A 23,263-nucleotide genomic window follows, 5' to 3' on the forward strand; every position below is an offset into this window, starting at 1 on the left:
GCGTCAAATTCTGAATGATGGCTATACGATAATATTTCAGGTGTACAAGAATTAATCTCGCTACAATCCCCGACTTTTCACCCCGGCACGGAAGCCGTTTGGCCCATTGGTCACGAGAAGTCCCATGCTCACCGGTAGTTATTCCCCCGCCCTGGTCCTGATTTCCCTGTTCGTCGCGATCCTCGCGTCCTATACCGCGTTGGACCTGACAGGCCGTATTGCCACGGCCAAAGGCCGCGCCGTATACCTGTGGATGGGCGGCGGTGCGTTGGCAATGGGTGTGGGTATCTGGTCGATGCACTTTATCGGCATGCTTGCCTTTCGCTTGCCCATCAGTCTGGGCTATGACGTCGACATCACGGCGCTGTCATTGCTGATCGCAGTCCTTTCCAGTGGTTTTGCCTTGTGGCTGGTCAGCCAGCCGCGTTTGCCCGCCTGGCAGCTGGCGTTTGGCGCCTTGATCATGGGCGCTGGCATCAGCGCCATGCATTACACCGGCATGGCCGCGATGCGCATGACGCCCGGCATCGACTACGACCCCACGCTGTTCACCGCCTCCCTGTTGATTGCAGTGGGGGCTTCGGCGGCGGCCTTGTGGATCGCCTTCAATCTGCGGCGCAACACGCCTTACGTGCGTTTGGCCCGGGGCGGAGCGGCGATGGTGATGGGCGTGGCAATCGTCGGCATGCATTACACCGGCATGGCCGCTGCGCGTTTCGCCGATGGCAGTTTTTGCGGCGCAGCCCTGACAGGCCTCAGCGGCAAGGGCCTGGATAACCTGGTGCTGGTGACCACCCTCGCGGTGCTGATCATTGCGCTGCTGACCTCGCTGGCCGATGCCCGCCTGGAAGCCCGTACCGCGGTGTTGGCCGACTCCTTGACCCAGGCCAACCAGGAACTCACTCACTTGGCCCTGCACGACATGCTCACCGGCTTGCCCAACCGCACCTTGCTCGCCGACCGGATTCAACAAGCGATACAGCGGGTGAACGAGGAGGGTGGGTGTTTCGCGCTGATGTTTATCGACCTGGACGGCTTCAAGCCGGTCAACGACGCCTTCGGCCACCATATGGGCGACCTGCTGTTGCAGCAGGTCGGCCTGCGCCTGCGGGAAGACTTGCGTAGCCAGGACACCCTGGCCCGCATCGGCGGTGATGAGTTTGTCTTGCTGGTGCAGTTGACCCAGCCCGACGACGCGCTGCGCCTGGCCGAGCGCCAGGTAGGCTTGATCAACCAGTCGTTCCGCGTGGCCGAGCACGAGCTGAAGATCTCCGCCAGCATCGGTATCGCGCTGTTCCCCGGCAATGGCGCCACGCCCCAGGAACTGCTGATGAACGCCGACGCGGCGATGTATCACGCCAAGGGCATGGGCAAGAACGGCTACAGCTTTTTCGACGTGTCGATGAACACCAATGCGCGCAAACAACTGCAACTGCTGCAGGACTTGCGCAACGCCGTGGAGCATGAACAGTTCCGGCTGTATTACCAGCCCAAGTTCGACGCCGTCAGCGGTCGCCCGGTCGGTGCCGAAGCCCTGCTGCGCTGGGAGCATCCGCAACAGGGCTTGTTATTGCCGGACAAGTTTATCGAGCTGGCGGAAAAGACCGGGCTGATCATCCCCATCGGCGACTGGGTGCTCAATGAGGCCTGCCGCCAGATGCAGGTGTGGTACGCCCAGGGCTATCACGACTGGCGCATCGCGGTGAATCTGTCGGCGTTGCAGTTCTGCCATGCCGGGCTGGTCAAGAGTGTCGCCAACGCGCTGGAGCGCCACCGGTTGCCAGCTAACAGCCTGACCCTGGAAATCACCGAGACCACTGCCATGAGCGATGCCGATGCGAGCATGACGGTGTTGCAGAAGCTTTCGGACATGGGGGTGGACCTGTCCATCGACGACTTTGGTACCGGTTATTCGAGCCTGATGTACCTCAAGCGCCTGCCGGCCAATGAACTGAAAATCGACCGTGGGTTTGTGCGCGACCTGGAGCACGACAGTGACGATGCCGCCATCGTCTCGGCTATCGTCGCCCTCGGCCAAGCCTTGGGCCTGCGTATTGTGGCCGAAGGGGTCGAGACCGACTCACAGCAGAGCTTCCTCACACGGTTGGGGTGCGATTCATTGCAAGGTTATCTGCTGGGGCATCCGCTGCCGGCGGACCAGTTTATGAAGGACATTGAAAAGGCCACCGCCGGAGTGGCCGATACCCGCGGCTGAGTGCGGGTCATACCTGTTAATTCTGACAGTAGCGACCGTGATACAGCGCGTATAGAGTCGATTCCAGGAAGCTGACTTGGGAGCCGACCGACATGGCATCGCTCATGACCGGTGTATTCACGCCCACAGGTTCGATGCTCGAACCCCGTTATTTCCACAACGCCGTGGGCATCGGCGACCTGGGCGTACTGGTCATCGCCGGGGAAGGCCTCGGCGAGGCTTCAGGCTCGCGTTTCGACCAATTGGCGCCTGGCGCACCCGGTGGTTCATCTGCCACGCGCCTCATGGCCAGCGTGGAGTTCTACCACCAAGCGTCAGCACAGTGGTCGACGGTTGCGCCGCTTCCGTTTCCCCGCAGTGCCAGTGCCGCAGTGGTTTTGCAGTCGGGCCTTGTGCTGTTGACGGCTGGGAGCGAGTCCGGCCAGTCGATCAGCGATGTGCAGTTGTATAACGTCTCAACCAACCGCTGGACGCCAACCGGGCCCTTGCACACGCCGCGTTTCGGTCATACCAGCACGCTGTTGGCGTCAGGAAACGTCTTGGTGGTCGGTGGCAATAATCTGCAGTCAGGTAGCGGGCAGGTGCAAGACAGCGTTGAGTGCTACGACCCGCTCACCGGCCATTGGCAGCGTAAAGCCTGGCTCCCCGTGGATGCCATGAATCACACCGCAACCTTGCTGGCGACGGGGGAGGTCCTGGTGGTCGGAGGCTATTCCGGCATGCAGAACGCGGCACTGCCCCGGGCCTTTCTGTATGACCCCACCACCAGCCGCTGGACTGAACTGCGGCCTTTGCCCGCTCCCCGTATGCAACACACGGCGACCTTGTTGGCCGACGGTCGGGTGTTGATCTGCGGCGGCGCTGCCGAACCTTTTGGCCCGGCGCAAGACCTGGCTTTTATCTATGACCCGGTCCTGAACAGCTGGGACCGGACACTGATGTGTGTCCCGCGCAAAGACCATAGCGCGACCCGTTTAGTGACGGGAGAAGTGCTGGTGGTGGGCGCCAGCAGCCTCTCCCAACCCGAACATGCGTCCACCGCGGAGCTCTATGATCCGCGGTCTGCACAATGGACGCTGACCGCGGACCTCCACCCCGGACGTTTCGGCCATGGCGCGTGCTGCCTTTCTACGGGGCAAGTGCTGATTGCTGGGGGCTCGAGGGCCACCCCTCATCCGGCGCCACTGTCCAATGCCGAGCTTTTTACCCTGGCGTGATCAACACCCTCTTCTCGGGTTGACCTGAGCCCATGCAAAACCCGCCGGTCGCAGGTAGTATTGGATCCATCAGCTCACGTTGAATCAGGAGACCTTACACATGGACAAAGTCGTCGTCATCACCGGTGGCAGCCGTGGGATCGGCGCCGCCACGGCGTTGCTGGCCGCTGCCCAAGGCTATCGTATCTGCATCAACTACCAGTCTGATGAAGACGCTGCTCACCGAGTGCTTGAGCAAGTACGCGCCCTCGGCGCCCAGGCCATTGCGGTGCGGGCCGATGTCAGCATCGAAGACGAAGTGATCGGCCTGTTCCACCGTGTTGATACCGAGCTGGGCCGGGTGACGGCCTTGGTGAACAACGCCGGTACCGTGGGACACAAGTCGCGGGTCGATGAAATGTCCGAGTTCCGCATCCTGAAGACCCTCAGGACCAATGTGTTGGGGCCGATCCTGTGTGCCAAGCATGCGCTGCTGCGCATGTCGCCCAAGCATGGCGGGCAGGGCGGCAGTATCGTCAACGTGTCGTCGGCTGCCGCGCGTCTGGGGTCGCCGGGGGAGTATGTGGATTACGCCGCGTCCAAAGGTGCACTGGACACTTTTACTCTGGGGCTTTCCAAGGAAGTGGCGGGCGAGGGGATTCGGGTCAATGGCGTGCGTCCCGGCTTCATCTTCACCGAGTTCCACGCGCTGAGCGGCGACCCGGATCGGGTCAGCAAGCTTGAGCCGGGCATCCCAATGGCCCGTGGCGGGCGTGCCGAAGAAGTGGCGGAAGGGATTATCTGGTTGCTGTCGGACAAGGCGTCCTATGCCACCGGGACCTTCATTGACCTGGCGGGCGGTCGATAAAGTTATAGCGCCTTTTCGGACGCCATCGCGGGCAAGCCCGGCTCCCACAGAGATACGCGATCAATTGTGGGAACCGGGCTTGCCCGCGATGGCGTCAGTTGTCTTCACAGCCTGTCAAAACGAACGCACAATTTTCCCCAGGGTCTCCATCGCCTTCTCACACGACTCATCCCACGGGCTGCCGTAGTTCAAGCGAATGCAGTTCCTGAAGCGCTGGGTCGGTGAGAAGATCGGCCCCGGTGCGATGCTGATGCCCTGGGCCAGGGCCATTTGGAACAACTTCAACGAGTCGGTCTGCTCCGGCAATTCCAGCCACAGGAAGTACCCGCCGGCAGGCTGGCTGACCCGTGTCTGCGCCGGGAAATAGCGCGCGATGGCCGCGAGCATGGCGCTTTGCTGTTCTTCCAGCGCGTAGCGCAATTTACGCAGGTGCCGGTCGTACCCGCCGTGTTGCAGGTAATCGGCAATCGCCGCCTGCGCCGGCATCGATGCACACAGTGACGTCATCAATTTCAGCCGCTCGATCTTCTGCGCATAACGTCCGGCGGCGACCCAGCCGATGCGGTAGCCCGGAGCCAGGCTCTTGGCGAACGAGCCGCAATGCATCACCAGGCCTTCGGTGTCGAACGCCTTCGCCGGTTTGGGCGCCTGTTGGCCGTAGTACAACTCTGCGTACACGTCGTCTTCGATCAGCGGCACTTGATGGCTGCGCAGTAACTCCACCAGTTCCTGTTTCCGGGCCTCGGGCATGGTTGCGCCCATCGGGTTCTGGAAACTGGTCATGCACCAACAGGCCTTGATCGGGTAGCGCTCCAGGCTTTGCGCCAGCACCTTGAGGTCGATGCCATCGCGTGGGTGTACGGGGATTTCCACCGCCTTGAGTTTCAGGCGCTCGAGGATTTGCAGGCTGGCGTAGAACGCCGGTGCTTCGATGGCCACCAGGTCGCCCGGCTCGGTCACGGCTTGCAGGCACAGGTTCAGTGCTTCAAGGGCGCCGTTGGTGATCAACAGTTCTTCCATGGGCAGCATAAGCCCGCCTACCATGTAGCGCAGGGCGATTTGCCGGCGCAGTTGCGGGTTGCCCGGCGACATGTCGGTGACCACCATGCGCGGGTCCATTTCCCGGCTGGCGCTGGCCAGGGAACGGGCCAGGCGTTGCAGCGGGAACAGCGTCGGGCTGGGGAAGGCCGAGCCGAAGGGCACGGTTTGCGGGTCCTTGATGGAATCGAGCACCGAGAACACCAATTCGCTGACGTCCACCTCGGTGGATTCGTGCACATGGGCACTCACCACCGGCTCGGAAAACGGGCTCGGCGCATGGGTGTTGACGAAGTACCCGGAGCGCGGCCGGGCGCGGATCAGCCCGCGACGCTCCAGCAGGTAGTAGGCCTGGAACACCGTGGACGGGCTGACACCGTAGGTCTGGCTGGCATAGCGCACCGAAGGCACGCGCTGGGCGGGGCCGAGGACGCCGGAGCGGATCAGTTCTGCGATGTCGTCGGCGAATTTTTCGTAGCGTTTCATTGAGGCTCAGTACGTTGAACAGATTTTGCTGATTGAACACAGATCAAACTGTGGGAGCAGGCAAGCCCGCTCCCACATTTGATCTCCAGTGTTGCTGAAAGCTCGGGTTCAGCGATTCAATGGCGCCACAAACCGGCTGTCCGCCGCGCTGTAGATCCACGGTTCATCCACGTCCGTGACCTTGAAGCGGAGGGGCTGGGAACTGCTGGCGGGTTTGTCTGCCGTCATCGCCACCGACACCGGCACATCGGTAATCTCTCCCGGCGCCAGGCTGATGTCGGTCTTGCCCTGCAACTGGAAGCCATCGCCGTCCACCAGCTCCAGGCGATAATCCTGGCGTTGCTGGGTCTTGTTGATGACCTTGAGGCTGTAGATGTTCTCGATCAAGCCTTCACTGTTTTCGCGAAACATCCCACGGTCCTTGGTCACGTCCAGCGACACCATCGGGCGCGCCACCAGGGCCACCACCAGCGCGCCGATCATCACCAGCAGCACGGCACTGTAGCCGATCAGTCGTGGCCTGAGCAGATGGGTCTTGCCACCTTGCAACTGATGTTCCGAGGTATAGCTGACCAGTCCGCGGGCATAGCCCATTTTATCCATGATCGAATCACAGGCATCGATGCACGCGGCGCAGCCGATGCATTCCATTTGCAGGCCGTCACGGATGTCGATACCGGTGGGGCACACCTGCACGCACAACTGGCAGTCGATGCAGTCACCGAGGCCGACGTCCGCCGGTTGCACGTCACGTTTGCGCGGGCCACGGTTTTCGCCACGGGCCACGTCGTAGGAAATGGTCAGGGTGTCCTTGTCAAACATCACACTCTGGAACCGCGCATAGGGGCACATGTGCATGCACACCGCTTCCCGCAGCCAACCGGCATTGATGTAGGTGGCGCCGGTAAAAAACAGCACCCAGAACAGGCTGACGCCGCCCATTTGCCAGGTCAGCAGTTCTTCGGCCAGCGGCCGGATCGGTGTGAAGTAGCCGACAAACGTCAGCCCGGTGAGCACGCTGATACCCAGCCACAGCGTATGCTTGGCCGAGCGCCGAGCCAGCTTGTTCAAGCCCCAGGGTGAAGCCTGCAGCTTGATGCGTTGGTTTCGCTCGCCTTCCGTGACCTTTTCGCACCACATGAATAGCCAGGTAAACGAGCTTTGCGGGCAGGTATAGCCGCACCACACCCGGCCTGCGAACACGGTGATCGCGAACAGGCCGAATGCACAGATGATCAACAGCGCCGACAGCAGGATGAAATCCTGGGGCCAGAACGTGGCACCAAAGATATGGAATTTGCTTTCAGCCAGGTCCCACAGCACCGCTTGCCGGCCGCCCCAGTTCAGCCACACGGTGCCGAAAAACGCCAGGAACAGAAAGCCTGCGCCCGCTACACGCAAGGTGCGGAACAGGCCGGTAAAACTGCGGGTATGAATCAGGTTGTCGCTGGATTTGGCCTTCATCTTCTTTGGATGTGCAGGCTCAAACACGTCTACGGTTCGGACGGGGATTCTATCGCTCATGGTCTTTCGCTCATCAGCCTCCATCAGGCAGATGAACTATGACCGGCGCTCTGTTTGCATAACAGACTCAGGTAGGGCGATAAAAAGCGGATCAGATGGGCCGACAGCGCCTGCCTGCGACAATGTGCTGCACCCGGTGGTGCGCGGGGTGCAGCGCTTTCGAGGCGGGCCTGATCCAGGTTAATCAAATCACCGAATCACCGTCGGTAGCTTTCAAGTGCTTACGGCCATCCTTGGCGCCAGCGACGGTCAATGCGTCGGCTTCGGCTTCGGTGATGTAGGTGCGGTCGCCGTTCAACTTCACAAACGACATGGATTTTTCGCTGTCGGTTTCGACAGTGACATGGGTGGCTTCCAGTTGTTTCTCCTGGCCGCCGGCATCGACGGTGAAGAAACATTGCTGACCTTCGATACGTACGGGCATATCGATCTCCTTTTTGTGGGCTATTGCTGATTAGGGTGGGATGCGCAGGCAATGGTTCTGCGCAACTGACTGACGGTCGGTGCTGTCCATGTTCTAACGAACCTGACAAGGACACGCCCATGGACGCTTGGTGGCATGAAGTTTGGGAAACCCTGCAAGCGGAATTTGCCGATATCGGCGATGCCCGCCAACTGACGCAAATCACCGTGCGGCTGCTGATTGCGGCGATATTGGGCGGGATCCTGGGTTACGAGCGCGAACAGAAAGGCAAGGCCGCCGGGGTACGCACCCACATGCTCGTGGCCTTGGGCGCCGCGTTGTTCGTGTTGGTACCGAGCATGTCGGGCTCGCAGGCAGACGCCATGAGCCGCGTGCTGCAGGGCGTGATCGCGGGCATCGGGTTTCTCGGCGCCGGCACCATCCTCAAGGGCAAGGAAGACGAAGAGGGCCAGCACGTCAAAGGCCTGACCACCGCGGCCGGCCTCTGGATGACCGCCGCCATCGGGGTGGCGGCGGGGATGGGGCGGGAGTCGACGGCGGTGCTCAGTACGTTATTGGCATTGGCGGTGTTCAGCGTCATGCCAAGGATAGTGCGGCTGCTGGAGAAGGATTAGACGATGACCGGCGGCATGGTCGTCGGTGGTTCCTCCACGGGTGGTGGCTGAGTGCCAGGTGGCTCCTGCTCGGGAACCGGGTCGGGTTCGGTCGGCGGCAATGTCGGTTTATCTATATTGGGATCAGGCGTTTCAGCTGGAATAGGGATATTCATCGGTGTGGCCTCCTTTGTGCTTTGCTCTATCGGTGGACAATCGCCCGGTGGATTTGATTCCCCGCCCGATGGCGTCATATCCACCTGAACTTTTCAATCGCCAGCATGCTCGGAACCTATACGGCCCTGCTCAGGGAGAGCGTTGCCGTTTCAGAATTTGGATCAAGCGCAAGAGCGTCCACTGGGCGTTAAGGGGAGATGCTCGATGACTGCTGAAACACTGACCCAAGACGATTCAACCTCCACATTATCGCTGTCCCAGGCACTGTTGCTGCCAAGGATTGCGATTGAAAGCACCACGCCGGTGATCGACGGCGGCGAGTTTGCCGTCAAGGCTGTGGTTGGCCAGCGCGTGCAGGTTGCCAGCAAGGTGTTCGCTGATGGTCACGACAAGCTTGCAGTGATGATCCGCTGGCGCCGGCGCAATGAAGAGAGCTGGCACAGCGTGGTGATGACCGATGTCGGCAACAACGGCTGGGAGGGCGCATTCACCGTGACCGCCCAGGGGCCGCATGAGTATTGCATCGAAGCTTGGATCGACACGTTCGCCAGCTTCCGCTACGAATTGAGCAAGAAACATGAGGCCGGGGTACCGGTCAGCCTGGAGTTGCAGGAAGGCCGCAGCCAGGTCCTGCAAGCCGCCGAGCGCAGCGACAATGAGCTTCGTGACCGCCTGATGCTGCTGCACCACGAACTCTCGGGCCTGCTGGAAACCGAGCAAGTCGCACTGTTTCTGCACGAAGACAGTGCACACCTCATGACCCAGGCCGATCACCGCGCCTATTTGAGCATCAGCCCGGTGTTCCCGATTGACGTGGAGCGCGAGGCCGCGCAGTTCGCCAGCTGGTACGAGCTGTTTCCCCGTTCGATCACCGACGATCCGGCGCGCCACGGCACCTTTAACGACGTGCACTCGCGCCTGTCGATGATCCATGACATGGGCTTTGACGTGCTGTACTTCCCGCCGATCCATCCCATCGGCCGCAGCCACCGCAAGGGCAAGAACAACTCCCTGACCGCCGGGCCTGATGACCCGGGCAGCCCGTATGCCATCGGCAGCGAAGAGGGCGGCCACGAGGCGATCCACTCGCAGTTGGGCACCCGGGAAGACTTCCGCAACCTGGTCAAGGCCGCCGCCGATCATGGCCTGGAGATCGCCCTGGATTTTGCAATCCAGTGCTCCCAGGACCATCCGTGGCTCAAGCAGCATCCGGGCTGGTTCAACTGGCGGCCCGACGGCACGATCAAATACGCCGAGAATCCGCCAAAGAAATACCAGGACATCGTCAACGTCGACTTCTACGCGGCGGATGCGATTCCCAGCCTGTGGATCGAGTTGCGTGACATCGTGGTCGGTTGGGTGGAAGAGGGCGTGAAGACCTTTCGCGTGGACAACCCCCACACCAAGCCGCTGCCGTTCTGGCAATGGCTGATCAGCGATGTGCGCGGCAAATACCCGGACGTGATCTTCCTCGCCGAAGCCTTCACCACCCCGGCGATGATGGCGCGCCTGGGCAAGGTCGGTTACTCCCAGAGCTACACCTACTTCACCTGGCGCAACACCAAGGCCGAGTTGAGCGAATACCTGAGCGAGCTGAACGAGTCGCCGTGGCGCGAGTGCTTCCGGCCGAACTTCTTCGTCAACACGCCGGACATCAACCCGGGTTTCCTGCATGAATCCGGCCGCGCCGGCTTTCTGATCCGCGCCGCGCTGGCCACCATGGGCTCGGGCCTGTGGGGCATGTATTCCGGCTTTGAACTGTGCGAAGCGGCCCCCGTGCCGGGCAAGGAAGAGTACCTGGACTCGGAGAAGTACGAGATCCGCCCGCGAGACTTCACGGCCCCCGGCAACATCATTGCCGAGATCGCCCAGCTCAACCGCATCCGCCGGCAAAACCCGGCCTTGCAGACGCACCTCGGGCTGAAACTCTACAACGCGTGGAACGACAACATCCTGTACTTCGGCAAACGCAGCGAGGACGGCAGCAACTTCATTCTGGTGGCCGTGAGTCTCGACCCGTTCAACGCCCAGGAGGCCAATTTCGAATTGCCGCTGTGGGAGATGGGCCTGCCGGACGACGCCCAGACCCAAGGTGAAGACTTGATGACCGGCCATCGCTGGACCTGGTACGGCAAGACCCAGTGGATGCGGATCGAACCCTGGCATCAGCCGTTTGGCATCTGGCGCATTACCGTAAGTTGAGATCGTTCCCACGCTCCGCGTGGGAATGCAGCCCCGGACGCTCTGCGTCCCCCAAGCGTGACGCGGAGCGTCGCAACAGGCATTCCCACGCAGAGCGTGGGAACGATCAGCGGCCCTCACGAATTTTCCAGGAGTTTCCAATGGCGAAGAAACCCAAGGCTGCCACCTTTATCAAAGACCCGCTCTGGTACAAGGACGCGGTGATTTATCAGGTTCACGTCAAATCCTATTTCGACTCCAACAACGACGGCATCGGTGACTTTCCCGGGCTGATCGCCAAGCTTGATTACATCGCCGACCTCGGCGTGAACACCATCTGGCTACTGCCGTTCTACCCCTCGCCACGCCGTGACGATGGCTACGACATCGCCGAATACCGTGGTGTGCACGGCGACTACGGAACCATGGCCGACGCCAAGCGCTTTATCGCCGAAGCCCACCAACGCGGGCTGCGGGTGATCACCGAGCTGGTGATCAACCACACCTCTGACCAGCACCCATGGTTCCAGCGCGCCCGTAAGGCCAAGCCGGGTTCGGCCGCACGGGACTTCTACGTGTGGTCCGATGACGACCAGAAATACGACGGCACCCGCATCATTTTCCTCGACACCGAAAAGTCCAACTGGACCTGGGACCCGGTCGCCGGCCAATACTTCTGGCACCGCTTCTATTCCCACCAGCCGGACCTCAACTTCGACAACCCGCAGGTCATGAAAGCCGTACTGTCGGTGATGCGCTACTGGCTTGACATGGGCATCGACGGCCTGCGCCTGGACGCCATCCCGTACCTGATCGAGCGTGACGGCACCAACAACGAAAACCTCCCCGAAACCCACGATGTGCTCAAGCAGATCCGCGCCGAGATCGACGCCAACTACCCTGACCGCATGCTCCTGGCCGAAGCCAACCAGTGGCCGGAAGACACCCAGCTGTATTTCGGTGACAAGAAGGGCGACGACGGCGACGAGTGCCACATGGCGTTCCACTTCCCGCTGATGCCGCGCATGTATATGGCGCTGGCCCAGGAAGACCGTTTCCCGATCACCGATATCCTGCGCCAGACTCCGGAGATCCCGGCCAACTGCCAATGGGCAATCTTCCTGCGCAACCACGATGAACTGACCCTGGAAATGGTCACCGACAAAGAGCGCGACTACCTCTGGAACTACTACGCCGCCGACCGCCGGGCGCGGATCAACCTGGGGATTCGCCGGCGCCTGGCGCCGCTGATGGAACGAGACCGCCGGCGCATCGAGTTGCTCAACAGCCTGCTGCTGTCGATGCCTGGCACGCCGACCCTGTACTACGGCGATGAAATCGGCATGGGCGACAACATCTACCTCGGTGACCGCGACGGCGTGCGCACGCCGATGCAATGGTCCATCGACCGCAACGGTGGCTTCTCCCGCGCCGACCCGGCCAGCCTGGTCCTGCCGCCGATCATGGACCCGCAATACGGCTACCAATCGGTCAACGTCGAAACCCAGACCCAGGACCCGCACTCGTTGTTGAACTGGACCCGGCGCATGCTGGCCGTGCGTAAACAGTCCAAAGCCTTCGGTCGCGGCAGCCTGAAAATGCTCTCGCCCAGCAACCGCCGCATCCTGGCGTATACCCGCGAATATGTGGGCGCCGATGGCAAGAATGAAATCATCCTCTGCGTGGCCAACGTGTCCCGCAGTGCCCAGGCCGCAGAACTGGACCTCTCGGCGTTTGCCGGCATGGTTCCGGTGGAGATGCTTGGCGGCAATGCCTTCCCGCCCATTGGCCAGCTGAATTTCCTGCTGACCCTGGCGCCGTATGGCTTCTACTGGTTCGTGCTCGCGGCGGAAAACCAGATGCCAAGCTGGCACGTGGAACCGGCGCAAAGCATCCCGGACTTCACCACCCTGGTGCTGAAGAAGCGCATGGAAGAGCTGCTCGAAGCGCCGTGCCGCACGACCCTGGAACAGAATGCGTTGCCGGCGTGGCTGCCAAAGCGCCGCTGGTTTGCCAGCAAGGACACGGCGATCGACAGCGTGCACATCGCCTACGGCGTGCGCTTCGGCAGCCCGCAGCATCCGGTGTTGCTCAGTGAAATCGAAGTCACCAGCGCCGGGCAGGTCAGCCGCTATCAGCTGCCGTTCGGCTTCCTGGGCGAAGACCAGTTCACCAGCGCCTTGCCGCAACAACTGGCGCTTGCCCGAGTGCGGCGAGTGCGTCAGGTGGGTTTGGTCACTGACGCTTTCAGTCTCGATACGTATATCCGCGGGGTGATCCAAGGCCTGCAGGCCAGCACCGTGCTCAGCTCCACCGATGGCGAGATTCGCTTTGAGCCCACGGCGCAGTTGGCCAAGCTGGAATTGAACGACGAATCGGAAGTGCGCTACCTCGCGGCCGAGCAGTCCAACAGTTCAGTGGTGGTGGGTGGCAGCCTGGTGCTCAAGCTGATCCGAAAAGTCAGCGCCGGGGTTCACCCCGAGCTGGAAATGGGCGCCTACCTGACCGAGGCCGGCTACGAGCATATCTCGCCGCTGCTGGGCTCGGTGATTCGCCACGACGCCGACGGCCAGGACAACCTGCTGATGATCGCCCAGGGGTACCTGAGCAACCAGGGCGACGCCTGGGGCTGGACCCAGAACAACCTGGAGCGAGCGATTCGCGACGAACTGGCCGAAGCCATGTCCGAGCAGGAACAGCACTACAACGCCCTCGGCGAACTGGCGGATTTCGCCGGCTTGCTCGGCCAGCGCCTGGGCGAGATGCACCAGGTGCTTGCGGCGCCCACCACCAACAAGGCCTTCAAGCCCGAGGTCACGTCCCTGAAGGACACCCAGGGCTGGGCCAAGCACGTGGGCGCACAAATCGACCGCGCGTTGCAGTTGCTCAAACAGCATCAAACTCAGTTGAACCCTGCCGATCAGGCGTTGGTCAGTGCTTTACTGGATCAGAAAAAGGCCATCGCCAGTCACGTTCAGGACCTGGCGAAAGCCACGGTGGGCGGGTTGCGCATTCGCGTGCACGGCGACCTGCACCTGGGCCAGGTACTGGTGGTGAAAGGTGATGCCTACCTGATCGACTTCGAGGGCGAACCGGCGCGACCGCTGCCTGAACGTCGCGGCAAACACAGCCCATACAAGGATGTGAGCGGAGTGCTACGGTCGTTTGATTACGCGGCGGCCATGGCGGTGAATGTGCAGGGCGTCGACCAGTCACCTGAAGCCAATGCATCCCGGCAGCGGGTAGCGGATCGCTACCTGCAGGAGGCCAAACAGGCATTTATCCAGGCCTATCACGCTGCCACGACTACACTGGCCCATGACTGGCAGGATGCCAAAGGCCAGGACGCAGCGCTGGCGTTGTTCAGCCTGGAGAAGGCCGCGTACGAAGTGGCCTACGAAGCAGAGAATCGCCCAAGCTGGTTGCCGGTGCCGTTGCAAGGTTTGCACGGGCTGCTCAGCGGGTTGAAACCAATATCGAAAACTGCACGCGGTGGGGAGTCGTCATGAGTTTTACAAGCAAAGAACCGCTGCAGGAAAAGTTGAGTGTGATGCCCAAGCCTGCTGATATCGAAGCCCTGGTACGGGCCGAACACCATGATCCGTTCTCGATCCTGGGCCCCCATGATGACGAGCAGGGCGGCCAGTTCATTCGGGCCTTTCTGCCGGAAGCCCTGAGTGTCCAGGTACTGGCCCGCGACAGCGGCGAGCACATCGGCAGCCTCGATGCGACTCAGGTGCCGGGCCTGTTTGTCGGGCATTTCGGCAGTCGCCAGGCGTACCTGCTGAAGATCCAGTGGGCCGGTGGCGAACAGGTCACTGAAGACCCCTACAGCTTTAGCCAGTTATTGCTGGGCGAGATGGATTTGTACCTGTTCGCCGAAGGCAATCACCGCGACCTGAGCAGTTGCCTTGGGGCACAAGTGACCAGCGTCGACGGCGTCCAGGGCGTGCGCTTTGCCGTATGGGCACCGAATGCCCGTCGGGTATCGGTGGTGGGCGACTTCAATATCTGGGACGGGCGCCGTCATCCGATGCGCCTGCGCCATCCATCCGGGGTCTGGGAAATTTTCATCCCGCGCCTGCAACCGGGTGCCGCCTACAAGTACGAAATTCTCGGTGCCCACGGGATCCTGCCGCTCAAGGCCGACCCCATGGCCCTGGCCACGCAGTTGCCGCCGGATACTGCGTCCAAGGTCGCTGCGCCGCTGCAAGTCGACTGGCAGGACCACGACTGGATGCAATCGCGCAGCGAACGGCAGAAACCCAGCGCACCCTTGTCGATCTACGAGTTGCACGCCGGTTCCTGGCAGTGCGAACTGGACGAAGTCGGCGAGGTGTCCCGCCAGTACAGTTGGCGCGAGCTGACCGAGCGGCTGATTCCGTATGTGCAGCAGTTGGGCTTCACCCATATCGAGCTGATGCCGATCATGGAGCACCCGTTCGGCGGTTCCTGGGGCTACCAGGCGCTGTCGCAATTTGCGCCGACGGCGCGTTTCGGCTCGCCGGAGGATTTCGCGTACTTCGTCAATGCCTGCCATCAGGCCGACATTGGCGTAATCCTCGACTGGGTGCCGGCCCATTTCCCTACCGACACCCACGGCCTGGCGCAATTCGACGGCACCGCGCTGTACGAATACGCCAACCCGCTGGAAGGCTTCCACCAGGATTGGGACACCCTGATCTACAACCTCGGTCGCACCGAAGTCCATGGCTTCATGCTGGCGTCGGCGTTGCACTGGCTCAAGCACTTCCATATCGACGGTCTGCGGGTGGATGCCGTGGCGTCGATGCTGTATCGCGACTATTCGCGCAAGGCCGGTGAATGGGTGCCGAACCGCCACGGCGGTCGTGAAAACCTTGAAGCCATCGACTTCCTGCGTCACCTCAACGACGTCGTCGCCCTGGAAGCCCCCGGCGCACTGGTGATCGCCGAGGAATCCACCGCATGGCCGGGCGTGAGCCAGCCGACCCAACAGGGTGGCCTGGGGTTCAACTACAAGTGGAACATGGGCTGGATGCACGACTCGCTGCACTACATCCAGCAAGACCCGGTGTACCGCGCTCATCATCACAACGAGCTGAGTTTCGGCCTGGTGTATGCCTGGTCCGAGCGTTTTATCCTGCCGATTTCCCATGATGAGGTGGTGCACGGCAAACACTCGTTGATCGACAAGATGCCCGGCGACCGCTGGCAGAAGTTTGCCAACCTACGGGCTTACCTGAGCTTCATGTGGATGCACCCGGGCAAGAAGCTGCTGTTCATGGGCTGCGAGTTTGGCCAATGGCGCGAGTGGAACCACGACCAGCAACTGGACTGGTACCTGTTGCAATACCCCGAACACCGGGGCGTGCAGAAACTGGTGGGCGACCTCAACCGCCTGTACCGCGAAGAGCCGGCGCTGCACGACCAGGACGACGCGCCACAGGGCTTCCAGTGGCTGATCGGCGACGATGCGATCAACAGCGTCTACGCCTGGCTGCGCTGGAGCAAGGACGGCAGGCCGGTGCTGGTGGTGGCCAACTTCACGCCGGTGCCGAGGGAGTCTTACAAGGTCGGCGTACCCTTTGCCGGGCGCTGGAGCGAGGTGATCAACAGCGATGCCGACACCTATGCCGGTTCCAACTTTGGCAACGGTGGCGGAGCGTTTACGGAGGAAGAGCCCAAGCATGGGCAGCCGTTGTCACTCTCGTTGAACCTGCCGCCTTTGGGTGTGCTGATTCTGCGGCCGGACGCCTGACTTTCAGGCGCTGAAGACCCCCATGTGGGAGCGGGCTTGCTCGCGAATGCGGAGTACCCGTGCCAGATTTTTTGGCTGACACACCGCATTCGCGAGCAAGCCCGCTCCCACAGTTGGGATGTGGTGTGGCTTAGAAGTCAACTTTCACTCCAATGGTGCCCTTGCGCCCATTCAGCTGATTACTGTCCAGATTGCTGTTGTAGCCCACCTCGCCATACACGCTGACCGTGCTCGATACCTGCAACGTTGCCCCGGCGCTGACGTCCAGCGTGGTGGATTTCTGTTCGGTATTGATGTTGGTGCTGTCATTGAACGTGATGGTGTTATTCCCGGCGCTGGCGTGCCACACGTTGGTACGCACATAAGGCTGCACCGGCATGCCGCTCACGCTGTAGCTGCCATTGAGGCGAACGCCGAGGCGGGTAACAACGTTGGTGTCGGCGCTGAATGAGACATCTGAAATCCCGTCGTTCTGGCTGTGCAGATAGCTTCGATCGACAATCACTTGCGCCTGCGGCTCAACCTCCCAGTGTTCAGACACCGCAAACGGCATTCCCACTTCCACGGACCCCAGCACGTTGTGGCCCTTGGTTGGGAGTTTGACGCCCCGGTCGGATTCACTGTGGCCATCGAACCGTGTACCCATCAGCACGAAATCGATATAGGCGCGATTGGCGCCGATGAGCGTCCAATAGGCGCCCAAGCTATCACCGCGTAGGGTGGTGTTGCCGGCGTCCTTGCCTTGAAAACCGCCATTGAATCCCGCCACATCACCCGTCAGGCGACTGTGGCCGACGAAGAAGCCGAAGCGTTGGGTCAGGCCAGCGTCGTTGGTCCAGGCGTACAGGTCAGTGCCAACCTGGAAACCGGATATCGAGCTATCCAGCGACGGGCTGACCGTGCCGGCGAACGATTGGCGTGTGCTGCTGCCATACACCCGGCCCCAACCTGCCGCCAAGGTGCCAGGTTGCCGTTGCAGGCTTTGATCGCCCATGCGTTCGTGGTAGGTGCCCAGCATGCCCTGGACCATTTGCTGTACTGCGGGAAACAGCACGGCATACACCGGGACTTCCGGGCGATAGATCGGTATGGGCTCTTCGCCTGGGAAGATGCCCGGAAGCTCTGGCGTGCCATCGGCAGGAACGGGGGGGAAGATGCCCACCGGGTTTTCAGGGTTCCCGGGGTTACCAGGATTTCCGGGGTTTTCAGGGTTACCAGGATTCTCAGGTTCGCCAGGGTTGGGCAGTGGCGGAGCCACGACCGAGGACCGCAGGAACCAGTTTTGGCCGGTGCCTGGCGTTACGCCACCTTTGAACAGATAGTATTCGTAGGCGCCAGCGGATACGGCACCTCCGCGCAGGGTAAAAGCGAGGTCGCTGCTGGTTGCACCGTTAAGAACTTCAACCACCTGGATGCCGTTCTGCAGGGTCATGGCCCCTGGGCCCGCAAGGTTGGTGACGGTGATGGTGGTGCCACCTTGTATCGTGCCCTGGTTGACCACCAGCTTGTCACTGGCTGAGCCGTCTTTACCGAGCACCGATTGCAGCGCCAGTTCGCCGCCATTGCCGGTGTAGTTGCCGTTGACGGTCAGGCTATCGGTCGCGCTGGAACTGCCGGTGGTCATGTCGATCAGGCCACCGTTGTTCAAGTTCGCACGTTGCCCGGCAGTGAAGGGGCTGATGCTGCCTTGGGTCACCTGTAGGGCGGCGCTACCAAAAATGTTCATCGTGCCGGTACCCGTAGCACTGTCACCGAGCTTGAAGTCGCCGCCCAGGGTCAGGCGTGAATGGTTGTCCAGGTTGACCGTTTCCCAGTTGACATAGCGGGTTGGTGTGGCGGATTGGGTATTGTCGAAGGTCAGGGTGTCATTACCCAGGCCGCCGTCCAGGAGCGGTGTGGAGGCCAGGGTGGTTTCTGTCAGGTTGAACAGGAACCCCCTATCAGCGCCATCACCCATGAGGATTTCCTTGTGGATCAGGCCACCTCCGTCCCAACTGAACTCATCGTTGCCAAAACTGGCGAGGATCTGCCCACCTATCTCCCCGCCGCTGACTTTGATGATGTCGTCGCCGCCGCTGACGCTGATGTTGCCACCGACAGTTCCTCCGGAAACCAGAATGGTATCGTTTCCGAAGCCAGTAACGAGGTTACCGATGATCGTTCCACCCCTCAGGTCGAACAGGTTGTTGTCGAGCTTCATGTCGACCCGTCCGATGCTGCCACCGGTCATCAGCGCGACATCTCCATCTTCAAAGGCGCCGACAATCTTGCCGCTGCTCATGGTGAACTCGTCATGACCGTCGCCCTGAGCCAGTGAGGCGACGGTGCCACCGCTCTGGAAGTACTGGTCAACCCCGTCCCCCTGGGAGATTGCACCGGCGCTGCCCCCGCTGATTTGCGCAATGTCACTGCCCGCGCCTTGAGTCACCGTGCCGGAAATATTGCCATTGAACAGCTGGAAAATATTTCTTCCGTCACCTTGGTTGATCGCGCCATTGATCGCGCCGGAATCCATCGTGACCCGATCATTACCCGCGCCATAGGTCACATTACCGACAATGATGCCGGTACCACCGAGGGGGAACTCCAGGACGTTGTTTCCCTGTAAATCCGTCAGCGCGCCAGCAGTGCCATCGCGGCAAATGGTGGTGTCGTCGCCAGCGGTTATGACCAGCGTGCAGGCAGCTTGCGCGGGCAGTGGCCAATTGAGCAGCAGCGTTGTCACGCCCCAGACGCTCAAATACGTCACAGGAGAAAAACGTGTGCTCATGATTCGCCCTCCGTGCAAGCCAGGGTTCTAAGCTAGCCATACAGAGGGCGCGTCCGCTACTGTCAGAAGTTACAGGTATGGACGAGTTGATACGCCTACAAAAAAACGATCTCATAGGGCTCGCGCATGCGCTCCAGCAGCACCTGCGCCAGGATCGGCGCCAGGCCGATTTCCGGATCGCCCGCCAATTGGCTGGCATAAGCGTGGGCGGCATGCAGCTTGCGGGCGACGCTCCAGGTATCAAGCCGTACTTTGCGTGCGCGCTGCCAGGGGATTGCGGCGGACTCTCGCACGGGCCAGTGCCACGCCCAGATCGGCAGTTCGTGCAGGCGCACGCCTTTGAGTCCGCAGGCTTTGGCTGCGGCGCGGCCTACGGCGTCATGGTCGTCATTGCCGTCGTTACGCCAAGTGGTGAACACCACGTCACCGGGTTGCAGATAGCGCGCGATGAACTGGCTCATCTGCTGCTCCCGCGCGGCCAGGGCGTTGTCGGCAAAGCCGCCACGGATCCATTTCAGGCTGTGCAGGGGCACACCCAGGCGGCGCAGGGCTTCGACACTTTCCTGGGGCCGCACCACACTCAGGCGCTTGACCGGCCAGACGGTGGAACCGGGATGGCTGGCGCTGCCGTCGGTGATAGAGATCAGTTGCAGAGGGTATTCAAGGGTGCTGAGCAATTGCAGCAGACCGCCACAGGCGATCACTTCGTCGCCGGGATGGGGGGCGATGACCACCACGCGGGCGCCAGCTGGCACCAGGGTTGCGGGATTGATGGCAGGGATTTGCGCGAGTTGCGGGGCGCTGTTCCAGATTTGCGCGGGGCCCCGGCGGTTATCACTTAACAGTGCAGGCTTCATGAGTGTCACGTCCTTGTTCATCGGTGGTGCAGGCCGTACCCCGTTGACGGGACGGCTCTTGTGGTACGCGAGCGGCCTACAAGGCGCGCTCGCGGCGCGACGGCGTTCCAACCCTGGATTGCCGTGCAAGGAATACTGATGATAGTTATGAATCGCCGCTTTAACACCGCCGGGTGTCGCAATTTTTTCAGGAGGCGTGCATCAGGCTCTTCAGGTAGTCACCGAAGCCGCCCTGGGCGCGGCAATCCAGGCGGGCGCTGGTAATCACCTGAGGCGAGTGGCTCCAGGCAATGGAGGCCCCGCAGCGCTCGAGTTGGCGCACCAGTTCCACATCTTCATGGCAGGGCAAGGGCTCAAACCCCCCAGCGCGTATGTAGGCTCCCGCGCTGATTCCGAGGTTGGCACCGTGGATATGCCGATGGCCGCCCCGGGCCTCATAGGCCTGGTGATAGCGGATTTGCGCCGCCGGGTCGAAGTCTTCGCTCCAGGCATCCACCGTCACCGTGCCGCACACGGCATCTGCACCCAGGGCGAGCTGGGCCACCAGCCAGTCGGGGGCGACGCGGCTGTCGGCGTCGGTGCAGGAGATCCAGCGCGCGCCGTTATTGAGCAAGTGCCGCGCACCCACGCCACGCACGTGGCCCACGTTACGTGCCTGCACTTCCAGGCTTTCTACGCGGTATTCGCGGGCGATCATGGCACTGCGATCGCTGCAACTGTCGAGCACCACCAGGATCTGCACTTCTTCGCCCAGCAGGCCCGGATGACTGGCGGCGACCATCGCGGCTTTCAGGCATTCGGGCAGCAGCTTTTCTTCGTTATGCACGGGTATCAGAATGCCGATCATCGCAGTCCCTCCAGGGTTGCAACCGTGGTGCCGTCACGGCTCCACAGGTCCATTAGAAAATCGCTTTCGTGATGCTGCGTCAGATGTGGCATATCCAGTCGCTGGGCGAGTCGGGCGTGCACCTGCTCGGCGGTCTGGGGGCAACCGTCGATGGGCGGGCGCCAATGGCAGGCGAGGATTTGTCCGTCGGCTGTCAGGCAGGCGAGGGCGCGATCGATCAGCCCATCGAAATCCTTCGGGTCCAGGTAGTAGCACAGCTCGCTGAGCACGATCAGCTCAAAGGTTTCACTGGGCCACTGCTCCGGCAAGCGACTCTGCTGCACCGTGGCATGGCTGAACCCCCGCAGCCGCGCCTGTGCCAGGCTGACGGCCGCTTGCGCCGTGTCGCAGCACAGCAGGCGGTCACAGCGCGGGGCCAGCTCGAAGCTCAGCTCACCGTTGGCACAGCCGGGCTCGAAAATCGAGGCGTAGCGGGGCCGGGTCAGCATCGCCAGGGTCAGGGCCCGCTTGCGCTGTTCGTACCAGCGTTGGCGAAAGGCCCAGGGGTCGTCGTTGCCGGCGAACAGCTCATCGAAGTAGGGCGTGGCGACACTCATACAAACACCACTTCGAAGGGTTGCAACAGGCGCTCCAGCACATAAGGCGCGAGCACCGGCGGCAGGCCGATCTGCGGGTCGCCTTCCAACTGGCTGGCGAATGCATAAATGGCGTGCCGTTTGCGGGCCACTTCCTCAGGCGTTAGAAGGATCTTGCGCGCGCGGTGCCAAGGCACCTGGCCGTCTTCGGGGGTTGCCCAGTGCCAGGTCCATACAGGCAGTTCCAGTAAGGTAGCGCCCACGGTCCGCGCGGCCTTGGCACTGGCCCGGCCCACGGCTTCATGGTCGCAATGACCGTCTTCGCGCCAGGTGGTGAACACCACGTCGCCGGGCTTGAGGTAGCGTTCGATAAATTGACTCAAATCCTCTTCGCCCTCGGCCACCTGGCTGTCACGAAAGCCGGCCCGCAGCCATTTCAGGCTGTGCAACGGCAAGCCCAGTCGATGCAGGGCCTGCGCCGACTCTTGCGGCCTGACCACGCTCAGGCGTTCCACCGGCCAGCGGTGTGAGCCGGGATGACTGGCGCTGCCGTCGGTGACGGAGATCAGCAGGATAGGGCGATCCAGCGCGGCAAGGTTTTGCAACAGGCCGCCGCAACCGAGGACTTCATCGTCCGGATGCGGCGCGATGATCACGGCACGGCGGCCTTCAGGTACCAGTTCGGCAATGGTTACGCAAGGCAGTTCGGCCAGCCGCGACGAGCTTTGCCACAAGTGCAATGGGGTGCCCTGGCCAACGATTGGATTGGTTTTCACAGTTGCCACCTCCCTGTGGGCTCGCCGGCGACTTGTTCACCGAGGGCCGCCAGGTCGCGTTCGGCGTGGCTCTGGCGCAGGTACACCGGCAAGTCGGCCATCAACTGCGCGAAATGCGGGTCCTTGCAATAAGGGCCGGCCCCCAGCGCACGACCGACGTGATGGATCACTTGGTCGACCGTCTCCTCGATACAGGCCCGTGCCTGTTGTGCCAATAGCCGGGCATCGGCCTTGGGTTGGCGGTCGATATGCGTGGCGCAGTCACGCAGCACACAGGCCGCGCTGTGCAAGGCGCTGTCGACGCTGCCAAGGTGCGCCAGGGCGTGGGGCTCCGGGCGCTTGCTGCATTGCTCGCGCAAAGCCTCGGCCAGGCGTTGTGCCGCGCCGTACCAGCAAGCGGCGATGCCGATGCCGCCTTGCCAGAAGCCCGGGCGTGCCAGGTAGTCCCCAGGCTTGCCGATAGCCAGGCCAACGGCGTCATGGAAAAGCACTTCAACACTGCCGGTAGCGGCCATGCCCACGGCGGCCCAGCCCACGTCGGTGACGGTTACGCCGGGCTGGTGCATTTGCACTGCAACCAGTTGCTGGCGATCCTCTTCATCCCACGCTGTGAGCAACCCGTGGCTGACCACCGCCGCGCCCGAGCACCAGGCCTTGCGGCCCTCCAGCCGCACGCGCTGGCCATCGCGCCGGATTCGTACCTTGGCGGTGGGCGGCTCGGCCGCCCACATGCCCCACGTGCTGCCAACCGGCGGCAACGGGCTGTCGAGTTCCGCGATGATCGCCAGAGCGTCCGTGTGGCCTTCAAACAACTTGCACAAGCGCAGGTCATGACCCGCCACTTGCGCCAGTCGGCTGAAGCGTTCCAGGGTCTGGCCGCTGCCCGGCAAGGGCAGCTGATCCAGGCCTTCCTCCACCAGGGCCCGCATTGCAGCACCTAGGGCCTGGGTGTTCGGGTAATCCCGATAGCCGCGAAGAAACTCATGCAAGGCCATG

17 protein-coding genes are annotated in these 23,263 nt (G+C 61.9%); 7 read left to right on the forward strand and 10 right to left on the reverse strand.

Going from position 1 to position 23,263, the window contains the following annotated elements; genetic code table 11:
• Positions 1–124 precede the first annotated feature (124 nt).
• The 3 genes from D109_RS0114680 to D109_RS0114690 all read left to right on the forward strand — a co-directional run bounded on the left by D109_RS0114680 (position 125) and on the right by D109_RS0114690 (position 4,279).
• Entirely contained in the window at positions 125–2,215 is a 2,091-nt protein-coding gene (locus D109_RS0114680) for a bifunctional diguanylate cyclase/phosphodiesterase (protein ID WP_017477571.1), read from the forward strand.
• Positions 2,216–2,307: 92 nt separating this feature from the next.
• On the forward strand, positions 2,308–3,432 hold the full coding sequence (locus D109_RS01000000131940; protein ID WP_081585349.1) for a kelch repeat-containing protein: 1,125 nt from the start codon (positions 2,308–2,310) through the stop codon (positions 3,430–3,432).
• 100 nt (positions 3,433–3,532) lie between these two features.
• Positions 3,533–4,279, forward strand: coding sequence for an SDR family oxidoreductase (locus D109_RS0114690; RefSeq protein ID WP_017477573.1), 747 nt, complete (start codon positions 3,533–3,535; stop codon positions 4,277–4,279).
• A gap of 114 nt (positions 4,280–4,393) precedes the next feature.
• Here the strand turns inward: D109_RS0114690 and mapR are convergent, their stop codons facing one another.
• The 3 genes from mapR to D109_RS0114705 all read right to left on the reverse strand — a co-directional run bounded on the left by mapR (position 4,394) and on the right by D109_RS0114705 (position 7,751).
• Complete coding sequence (mapR, locus tag D109_RS0114695; protein WP_017477574.1) at positions 4,394–5,803, reverse strand: GntR family transcriptional regulator MpaR; 1,410 nt, start codon at positions 5,801–5,803, stop codon at positions 4,394–4,396.
• Positions 5,804–5,911: 108 nt separating this feature from the next.
• Positions 5,912–7,327, reverse strand: a complete 1,416-nt coding sequence (gene ccoG, locus D109_RS0114700) for a cytochrome c oxidase accessory protein CcoG (RefSeq protein WP_026077979.1) — start codon at positions 7,325–7,327, stop codon at positions 5,912–5,914.
• Between the two features lie 184 nt (positions 7,328–7,511).
• Positions 7,512–7,751 carry a DUF3203 family protein gene (locus D109_RS0114705; protein WP_017477576.1) on the reverse strand — a complete coding sequence of 80 codons (240 nt, stop codon included), beginning with the start codon at positions 7,749–7,751 and terminating at the stop codon, positions 7,512–7,514.
• A 119-nt stretch (positions 7,752–7,870) separates the two neighbouring features.
• Here D109_RS0114705 and D109_RS0114710 point away from each other — a divergent pair, with 119 nt between their 5' ends.
• A complete protein-coding gene (locus D109_RS0114710; RefSeq protein WP_017477577.1) occupies positions 7,871–8,365 on the forward strand; it encodes an MgtC/SapB family protein in 495 nt (164 codons plus the stop codon).
• Here D109_RS0114710 and D109_RS1000000134610 read toward each other — a convergent pair.
• Positions 8,362–8,520, reverse strand: coding sequence for a hypothetical protein (locus tag D109_RS1000000134610; RefSeq protein WP_166742161.1), 159 nt, complete (start codon positions 8,518–8,520; stop codon positions 8,362–8,364). The two genes, D109_RS0114710 and D109_RS1000000134610, sit on opposite strands and share 4 nt — an antisense overlap.
• Before the next feature lie 205 nt (positions 8,521–8,725).
• On the opposite strand from D109_RS1000000134610, the gene D109_RS0114715 reads away from it, so the two are divergent.
• From D109_RS0114715 to glgB, 3 genes are all read left to right on the forward strand, one after another.
• Positions 8,726–10,723 carry an alpha-1,4-glucan--maltose-1-phosphate maltosyltransferase gene (locus D109_RS0114715; protein WP_017477578.1) on the forward strand — a complete coding sequence of 666 codons (1,998 nt, stop codon included), beginning with the start codon at positions 8,726–8,728 and terminating at the stop codon, positions 10,721–10,723.
• Between the two features lie 140 nt (positions 10,724–10,863).
• On the forward strand, positions 10,864–14,211 hold the full coding sequence (treS, locus tag D109_RS0114720; RefSeq protein ID WP_017477579.1) for a maltose alpha-D-glucosyltransferase: 3,348 nt from the start codon (positions 10,864–10,866) through the stop codon (positions 14,209–14,211).
• A complete protein-coding gene (gene glgB / locus D109_RS0114725) occupies positions 14,208–16,442 on the forward strand; it encodes a 1,4-alpha-glucan branching protein GlgB (protein ID WP_017477580.1) in 2,235 nt (744 codons plus the stop codon). The genes treS and glgB overlap by 4 nt, the downstream gene beginning before the upstream one ends.
• Before the next feature lie 130 nt (positions 16,443–16,572).
• Here the strand turns inward: glgB and D109_RS0114730 are convergent, their stop codons facing one another.
• The 6 genes from D109_RS0114730 to D109_RS0114755 all read right to left on the reverse strand — a co-directional run bounded on the left by D109_RS0114730 (position 16,573) and on the right by D109_RS0114755 (position 23,262).
• Positions 16,573–19,212, reverse strand: a complete 2,640-nt coding sequence (locus D109_RS0114730) for an autotransporter outer membrane beta-barrel domain-containing protein (RefSeq protein WP_017477581.1) — start codon at positions 19,210–19,212, stop codon at positions 16,573–16,575.
• Positions 19,213–19,307: 95 nt separating this feature from the next.
• Positions 19,308–20,069, reverse strand: coding sequence for a PIG-L deacetylase family protein (locus D109_RS0114735; protein ID WP_026077980.1), 762 nt, complete (start codon positions 20,067–20,069; stop codon positions 19,308–19,310).
• Between the two features lie 187 nt (positions 20,070–20,256).
• A complete protein-coding gene (locus D109_RS0114740; RefSeq protein WP_017477583.1) occupies positions 20,257–20,916 on the reverse strand; it encodes a glycosyltransferase family 2 protein in 660 nt (219 codons plus the stop codon).
• Entirely contained in the window at positions 20,913–21,512 is a 600-nt protein-coding gene (locus tag D109_RS0114745) for an SAM-dependent methyltransferase (RefSeq protein ID WP_017477584.1), read from the reverse strand. The genes D109_RS0114740 and D109_RS0114745 overlap by 4 nt, the downstream gene beginning before the upstream one ends.
• Positions 21,509–22,267 (reverse strand): PIG-L deacetylase family protein, encoded by a 759-nt coding sequence (locus D109_RS0114750; RefSeq protein ID WP_017477585.1) that lies wholly within the window; start codon positions 22,265–22,267, stop codon positions 21,509–21,511. Before D109_RS0114750 ends, D109_RS0114745 begins: the two co-directional genes overlap by 4 nt.
• A complete protein-coding gene (locus D109_RS0114755; protein WP_017477586.1) occupies positions 22,264–23,262 on the reverse strand; it encodes an acyl-CoA dehydrogenase family protein in 999 nt (332 codons plus the stop codon). Before D109_RS0114755 ends, D109_RS0114750 begins: the two co-directional genes overlap by 4 nt.
• Between the last annotated feature and the right edge of the window lies 1 nt (position 23,263).

Origin of the sequence: Pseudomonas sp. PAMC 26793 (genome assembly GCF_000313235.1) — a bacterium.
Classification (GTDB): Bacteria; Pseudomonadota; Gammaproteobacteria; order Pseudomonadales; family Pseudomonadaceae; genus Aquipseudomonas; species Aquipseudomonas yamanorum.

Bases quoted from the DNA above. Each gene is read 5' to 3' on its own strand.
- D109_RS0114680 (WP_017477571.1), top strand. From the start codon at position 125: ATGCTCACCGGTAGTTATTCCCCCGCCCTGGTCCTGATTTCCCTGTTC.
- D109_RS01000000131940 (WP_081585349.1), top strand. From the start codon at position 2,308: ATGGCATCGCTCATGACCGGTGTATTCACGCCCACAGGTTCGATGCTC.
- D109_RS0114690 (WP_017477573.1), top strand. From the start codon at position 3,533: ATGGACAAAGTCGTCGTCATCACCGGTGGCAGCCGTGGGATCGGCGCC.
- mapR (WP_017477574.1), bottom strand. From the start codon at position 5,803: ATGAAACGCTACGAAAAATTCGCCGACGACATCGCAGAACTGATCCGC.
- ccoG (WP_026077979.1), bottom strand. From the start codon at position 7,327: ATGAGCGATAGAATCCCCGTCCGAACCGTAGACGTGTTTGAGCCTGCA.
- D109_RS0114705 (WP_017477576.1), bottom strand. From the start codon at position 7,751: ATGCCCGTACGTATCGAAGGTCAGCAATGTTTCTTCACCGTCGATGCC.
- D109_RS0114710 (WP_017477577.1), top strand. From the start codon at position 7,871: ATGGACGCTTGGTGGCATGAAGTTTGGGAAACCCTGCAAGCGGAATTT.
- D109_RS1000000134610 (WP_166742161.1), bottom strand. From the start codon at position 8,520: ATGAATATCCCTATTCCAGCTGAAACGCCTGATCCCAATATAGATAAA.
- D109_RS0114715 (WP_017477578.1), top strand. From the start codon at position 8,726: ATGACTGCTGAAACACTGACCCAAGACGATTCAACCTCCACATTATCG.
- treS (WP_017477579.1), top strand. From the start codon at position 10,864: ATGGCGAAGAAACCCAAGGCTGCCACCTTTATCAAAGACCCGCTCTGG.
- glgB (WP_017477580.1), top strand. From the start codon at position 14,208: ATGAGTTTTACAAGCAAAGAACCGCTGCAGGAAAAGTTGAGTGTGATG.
- D109_RS0114730 (WP_017477581.1), bottom strand. From the start codon at position 19,212: ATGAGCACACGTTTTTCTCCTGTGACGTATTTGAGCGTCTGGGGCGTG.
- D109_RS0114735 (WP_026077980.1), bottom strand. From the start codon at position 20,069: ATGAAGCCTGCACTGTTAAGTGATAACCGCCGGGGCCCCGCGCAAATC.
- D109_RS0114740 (WP_017477583.1), bottom strand. From the start codon at position 20,916: ATGATCGGCATTCTGATACCCGTGCATAACGAAGAAAAGCTGCTGCCC.
- D109_RS0114745 (WP_017477584.1), bottom strand. From the start codon at position 21,512: ATGAGTGTCGCCACGCCCTACTTCGATGAGCTGTTCGCCGGCAACGAC.
- D109_RS0114755 (WP_017477586.1), bottom strand. From the start codon at position 23,262: ATGGCCTTGCATGAGTTTCTTCGCGGCTATCGGGATTACCCGAACACC.